Genomic DNA, 6,243 nt, shown 5'->3' on the forward strand with positions numbered 1-6,243 from the left:
TCTGGTCGTGGTCGAAGACGATTGCGGCACGACGAACGGCGTGGCCATGAAGGCGCTGGTTGAAGGCGGTGAAGTCGTCGAAGCCTTGCGTGACCGGATTCTGGGTCGCGTGGCGGTGGCTGACGTGGTCAACCCGGAAACGCAGGAAACGCTGTTTGAATCGGGTTCGTTGCTGGACGAAGATGCGGTCGACGAAATCGAACGCCTGGGTATCGACGAAGTGCGCGTGCGCACACCGTTGACCTGCGAAACGCGTTACGGCCTGTGCGCTTCGTGCTACGGCCGCGACCTGGGTCGTGGCTCGCGCGTGAACGTCGGCGAAGCGGTTGGTGTGATCGCTGCGCAGTCGATCGGTGAGCCGGGCACGCAGTTGACCATGCGTACGTTCCACATCGGTGGCGCGGCGTCGCGTGCGGCGATCGCTTCGTCGGTGGAAGCGAAGTCGAACGGTACGGTGCGTTTCACGGCAACAATGCGTTACGTCACGAATGCGAAGGGCGAGCAGATCGTCATCTCGCGTTCGGGCGAGGCGATCATTGCCGACGACCTCGGTCGTGAGCGTGAACGTCACAAAATCCCGTACGGCGCAACGCTGCTGCAACTCGACGGCGTCCAGATCAAGGCCGGTGCACAACTGGCTCAATGGGATCCGTTGACCCGTCCGATCATCACCGAGTGGGGCGGTACGGTGAAGTTCGAAAACGTCGAAGAAGGCGTGACGGTAGCCAAGCAGATCGACGATGTGACGGGGCTTTCAACGCTCGTCGTGATCGACGTGAAGCGTCGTGGTTCGCAGGCGTCGAAGAGTGTTCGTCCGCAAGTGAAGCTGCTCGATGCACAAGGCGAAGAAGTCAAGATCCCGAACACCGAGCATTCGGTGCAGATCGGCTTCCAGGTTGGCGCACTGATCACCGTGAAGGATGGTCAGCAAGTGCAGGTCGGTGAAGTGCTGGCACGTATCCCGGTTGAAGCGCAGAAGACGCGTGACATTACCGGTGGTCTGCCGCGCGTGGCCGAGTTGTTCGAAGCGCGCTCGCCGAAGGACGCCGGCATTCTGGCGGAAGTCACGGGTACGACGTCGTTCGGTAAGGACACGAAGGGCAAGCAGCGTCTCGTCATTACCGACGTGGAAGGGGAACAGCATGAGTTCCTGATCACGAAGGAAAAGCAGGTGCTGGTGCATGATGGTCAGGTCGTCAACAAGGGCGAAATGATCGTCGACGGCCCGGCGGATCCGCACGACATCTTGCGTTTGCAGGGTATCGAGGCGCTGGCGCGTTACATCGTGGACGAAGTGCAGGACGTGTACCGTCTGCAGGGCGTGAAGATCAACGACAAGCACATCGAAGTGATTGTTCGTCAGATGCTGCGCCGCGTGCAGATCGTCGATAACGGCGATACACGCTTCATCATGGGCGAACAAGTCGAGCGTTCGGACATGCTGGACGAGAACGACCGGATGGCCGCGGAAGGCAAGATCCCCGCGACCTACGAGAACGTGCTGCTGGGTATTACAAAGGCATCGCTCTCGACCGATTCGTTTATCTCGGCCGCTTCCTTCCAGGAAACGACGCGCGTGCTGACCGAAGCCGCAATCATGGGCAAGCGCGACGATCTGCGCGGTCTGAAGGAAAACGTGATCGTCGGCCGTCTGATTCCGGCCGGTACGGGTCTCGCGTTCCACAAGGCACGCAAGAGCCGCGAGCTGTCGGATCGTCAACGTTTCGACCAGATCGCAGCGGAAGAATCGTTCGAGTTCGGTACGCCCGAAGCAGCACCGGTTGTACCTGCTGAACAGCAGCATCCGGCGGAATAAGTTCTGGAGGTCGGCCCGCAACAGGCCTGATTTTCAACGACTGATCTGCTAGCACAAGAAGCCGCCCGGTTTTTACCGGGCGGCTTTTTTTTGCTCTATCGAATGGCTAACGTTGAGCCGATGCCCGTTTAAGCACGCTCTGCGTTGGTAAAATCGGGTTACTCACGCTTCCGACGCATTCCGTCTTCCCAATGTCCCGTTCGCTCGAAATTCTCAAGGAAGTATTTGGCTATCCCGCATTCCGGGGGCAGCAAGGCGATATCGTCGAGCATGTGGCTGCCGGCGGGGATTCGCTCGTGCTCATGCCAACCGGCGGCGGGAAGTCGTTGTGTTACCAGATACCCGCTTTGTTGAGGCGCGAGGCGGGATTCGGCGCGGGGATTGTCGTGTCACCGCTGATCGCGTTGATGCAGGATCAGGTTGCCGCTCTCAGCGAAGTCGGCGTGCGCGCTGCTTGCCTGAACTCCACGCTGACCGGCGCTGAAGCCGCGGCTACTGAGCGCGCCCTGCGTAACGGCGAGATCGACCTGCTATACGTCGCGCCGGAACGTTTGATGACGCCACGTTTTCTCGAATTGATCGAGAGCGTGCGCATCGGTTTGTTTGCCATCGACGAAGCGCATTGCGTGTCGCAATGGGGCCACGATTTTCGCCCTGAATACATTCAGTTGTCGGTGCTGCACGAGCGCTTTCCATCGGTGCCCCGGATTGCACTGACGGCCACTGCCGACGCCATTACGCGCGATGAAATCGTGCATCGACTCGCTCTGGATGACGCAAGGATTTTCGTCTCGAGCTTCGACCGGCCGAACATCCGATACCGCATCGTGGAGAAGGACAACGCGCGTGCGCAGCTGCTCGATTTCATCCGCGCGGAGCACACCAATCCCGACAAAACCACGGACGCCGGCGTGATCTACTGTCTGTCGCGGCGAAAGGTGGAAGAAACCGCGGACTGGCTGAAAAGCCAGGGCGTACGAGCGCTGCCTTACCACGCGGGCATGGAGTACGAAACACGTCAGCGACACCAGGAAATGTTCAAGCGCGAAGAGGGCATCGTGATGTGCGCGACGATTGCTTTCGGCATGGGTATCGACAAACCTGATGTGCGTTTCGTCGCGCATCTGGATTTGCCAAAGAGCGTGGAGGGCTATTACCAGGAAACCGGCCGTGCGGGCCGCGACGGCATGCCGGCGAATGCGTGGATGGCCTACGGTCTTGGCGATGTTGTCCAGCAGCGCAAGATGATCGACGAATCAGACGCCGACGATACCCACAAGCGCGTGCAGGGCGGCAAGCTCGACGCGCTGCTAGGACTGTGCGAAGCGGCGTCATGCCGGCGCGTGCGCTTGCTCGGCTATTTCGGCGAAGCCAGCCAGCCTTGCGGAAACTGCGATACGTGCCTCGAGCCGCCCGAATCGTGGAACGCGACACGCGAGGCGCAGATGGCGCTGTCCTGTGTGTATCGGGCGTACAAGGCCAGTGGGTTTCACTTTGGCGCAGGACATCTGATCGATATTCTGCGTGGCAGCCGTTCGGAGAAGTTGCTCCAGCGCGGTCACGAAAAACTTTCTACGTTCGGACTCGGCGCCGCGCTATCAGAACAGGAATGGCGCGCTGTTTTTCGTCAGTTGGTCGCGTTTGGCTACCTCGCCGTAGACCACGATGGTTTCGGCGCCCTCGTCCTCACCGAGGCGAGTAAAGCCGTGTTGAAGGGCGAGCAGAACGTTACGCTGCGCAAATATGTAAAGCCGACGCGCACCCGCCAGTCTTCCAGCCGGACGGGCGAGCGCGCCGATCCGACCGCCGGCATGTCGCCGCGCATCAAGGCTCGTTGGGAGCGGCTGCGCGCCTGGCGCGCGAGCATGGCGAAAAGCGACGGCGTGCCGGCATATGTCATTTTTCATGACGCAACGCTGGCGGAGATCGCGCGCAACGAGCCGGATTCCATCGAGGATTTGAGGCAGATTCCGGGTATCGGGGCGCGCAAGCTCGATCGGTTTGGCGACGAATTGCTCGAAGTGGTCGGCGCTGACTAGCTTTTTGCGCGCCGGCTACTCCTGCCGACCCCCAAGCTATTGACCGCATTACGAATTTCAGACTATGATGCTAGGTTCTCGTTCTTGGATCTGCTAACGAGGATTTCCTCGCACGCATGAACCAGGAGCCGGAGTGCTCGGCGCGCAGTCCGTTTTGCTTTGCCCGAAACGGGAGCGCCGATTTTGATCAATTTAGGAATAGACAATGCCAACCATCAATCAATTGGTTCGCAAAGGCCGCGCTTCAGAAACAGTGAAGAGCAAGTCGCCGGCTTTGCAGGACTGCCCGCAGCGTCGCGGCGTGTGCACTCGCGTGTACACGACGACGCCGAAGAAGCCGAACTCGGCACTTCGTAAAGTTGCAAAAGTTCGTCTGACGAACGGTTTTGAAGTCATTTCGTACATCGGTGGTGAAGGCCACAACCTGCAGGAACACTCGGTAGTGCTGATTCGCGGCGGCCGTGTGAAAGACTTGCCGGGTGTGCGTTACCACATGGTTCGCGGCTCGCTGGATACCCAGGGCGTCAAGGATCGTAAGCAAGCTCGCTCGAAGTACGGTGCGAAGCGCGCCAAGGCTGGCAAGTAAGTTTTTTGCCAGTTGAGCAGTACAGGTTGCCTGTAACAGGGCGTTCAAGCGGTGGTGCCGGATGTGCCGGTGCTGTCGAGTAAGTGGTCACCCGGCCAAGCTGGTTAGTCGATAGATAGATCGGGTTAGTTGGTGACCGTGGAGCCGAAGTGGCTCCAACTGAAAAATCAAAGGAAGAATCATGCCGCGTCGTCGCGAAGTCCCCAAGCGGGACATTTTGCCGGATCCGAAATTCGGCAACGTAGATGTAGCCAAGTTCATGAACGTGATCATGCTGTCGGGCAAGAAGTCGGTTGCCGAGCGTATCGTTTATGGTGCTTTTGAACAGATCCAGACCAAGGGTGGCAAGGACCCGCTGGAGGTGTTCACGGGTGCGCTCAACAACGTGAAGCCGGTTGTGGAAGTGAAAAGCCGCCGCGTTGGTGGTGCGAACTATCAAGTTCCAGTCGAAGTGCGTCCGTCGCGTCGTATGGCATTGGCGATGCGTTGGTTGCGCGAAGCTGCGAAAAAGCGCAGCGAGAAGTCGATGGCCCTGCGTCTCGCAGGTGAGCTTTCGGAAGCCGCGGAAGGCCGTGGCGGCGCGATGAAGAAGCGCGACGAAGTTCACCGGATGGCAGAAGCCAACAAGGCGTTCTCGCACTTCCGCTTCTAAGGCTGAAATTCAGGCCTCCCGACCTGGGACGAACGGAAAACCTCCGGGCGGGTGCGCTTACCAAGCGCCTCGCCCGTTTGTGTTAGGGCGTAACCGGCATGTGCCGGCTGCGTCGACCCAATTAAGGATTCAAAGTGGCTCGCAAGACACCTATCGAGCGCTACCGCAATATCGGTATTAGCGCTCACATCGATGCTGGCAAGACGACGACGACCGAACGCATTCTGTTTTACACAGGCGTGAATCACAAGATCGGTGAAGTTCACGACGGCGCAGCAACGATGGACTGGATGGAGCAGGAGCAGGAGCGCGGCATCACCATCACGTCGGCAGCAACGACGGCCTTCTGGAAAGGCATGGCCGGCGACCGCCCCGAGCACCGCATCAACATCATCGACACCCCGGGACACGTCGACTTCACTATTGAAGTTGAACGTTCCATGCGCGTGCTCGACGGTGCGTGCATGGTTTATTGCGCTGTGGGCGGCGTTCAGCCCCAGTCGGAAACCGTGTGGCGCCAGGCCAACAAGTACAAGGTTCCCCGTCTCGCGTTCATCAACAAGATGGACCGTACCGGCGCGAACTTCTTCAAGGTCTACGACCAGCTCAAGCTGCGTCTGAAGGCAAACCCGGTTCCGGTCGTCGTGCCTATCGGCGCGGAAGACACGTTCACGGGCGTTGTTGACCTGATCAAGATGAAGGCGATCATTTGGGACGAAGCGTCCCAGGGCACCAAGTTCTCGTACGAAGAAATCCCGGCAGAGCTCAAGGATACGTGCGACGAATGGCGCGAGAAGATGGTCGAAGCCGCCGCGGAATCGAACGAAGAAATGATGAACAAGTACCTCGAAACGGGCGAACTGTCCGAAGAGGAAATCGTGAAGGGTCTTCGCGACCGTACGATTGCTTGTGAAATCCAGCCTATGTTGTGCGGCACCGCGTTCAAGAACAAGGGCGTGCAGCGCATGTTGGACGCTGTGCTCGACTTCCTGCCTTCGCCGATCGACATTCCGCCGGTTCTGGGCGAACTTGAAGATGGTGAGCGTGCTGAACGTCGCGCCGCTGACGACGAAAAGTTCTCGGCACTCGCGTTCAAGATCATGACCGACCCGTTTGTCGGCCAGTTGATCTTCTTCCGCGTGTATTCGGG

The 6,243-nt window shown here is 59.1% G+C and carries 4 protein-coding genes and 1 pseudogene; all 5 read left to right on the plus strand.

Annotated elements, in window-relative coordinates; translation table 11 throughout:
- Positions 1–1,816 (plus strand): annotated as a pseudogene (locus tag ACFFAR_RS13930) (DNA-directed RNA polymerase subunit beta'); the annotation flags it as partial.
- A gap of 191 nt (positions 1,817–2,007) precedes the next feature.
- The gene (recQ, locus tag ACFFAR_RS13935) at positions 2,008–3,855 is read left to right on the plus strand and encodes a DNA helicase RecQ (protein ID WP_062168155.1); all 1,848 of its coding nucleotides are present in this window, start codon (positions 2,008–2,010) and stop codon (positions 3,853–3,855) included.
- 205 nt (positions 3,856–4,060) lie between these two features.
- Positions 4,061–4,441 carry a 30S ribosomal protein S12 gene (rpsL, locus tag ACFFAR_RS13940; protein ID WP_035935550.1) on the plus strand — a complete coding sequence of 127 codons (381 nt, stop codon included), beginning with the start codon at positions 4,061–4,063 and terminating at the stop codon, positions 4,439–4,441.
- A gap of 181 nt (positions 4,442–4,622) precedes the next feature.
- Positions 4,623–5,093, plus strand: a complete 471-nt coding sequence (rpsG, locus tag ACFFAR_RS13945) for a 30S ribosomal protein S7 (RefSeq protein WP_031361587.1) — start codon at positions 4,623–4,625, stop codon at positions 5,091–5,093.
- Between the two features lie 134 nt (positions 5,094–5,227).
- A partial coding sequence (locus ACFFAR_RS13950; protein ID WP_375508021.1) for an elongation factor G occupies positions 5,228–6,243 on the plus strand: 1,016 nt, incomplete at its 3' end.

Source organism: uncultured Caballeronia sp. (assembly GCF_964243625.1).
Classification (GTDB): Bacteria; Pseudomonadota; Gammaproteobacteria; order Burkholderiales; family Burkholderiaceae; genus Caballeronia.

Bases quoted from the DNA above. Each gene is read 5' to 3' on its own strand.
- recQ (WP_062168155.1), top strand. From the start codon at position 2,008: ATGTCCCGTTCGCTCGAAATTCTCAAGGAAGTATTTGGCTATCCCGCA.
- rpsL (WP_035935550.1), top strand. From the start codon at position 4,061: ATGCCAACCATCAATCAATTGGTTCGCAAAGGCCGCGCTTCAGAAACA.
- rpsG (WP_031361587.1), top strand. From the start codon at position 4,623: ATGCCGCGTCGTCGCGAAGTCCCCAAGCGGGACATTTTGCCGGATCCG.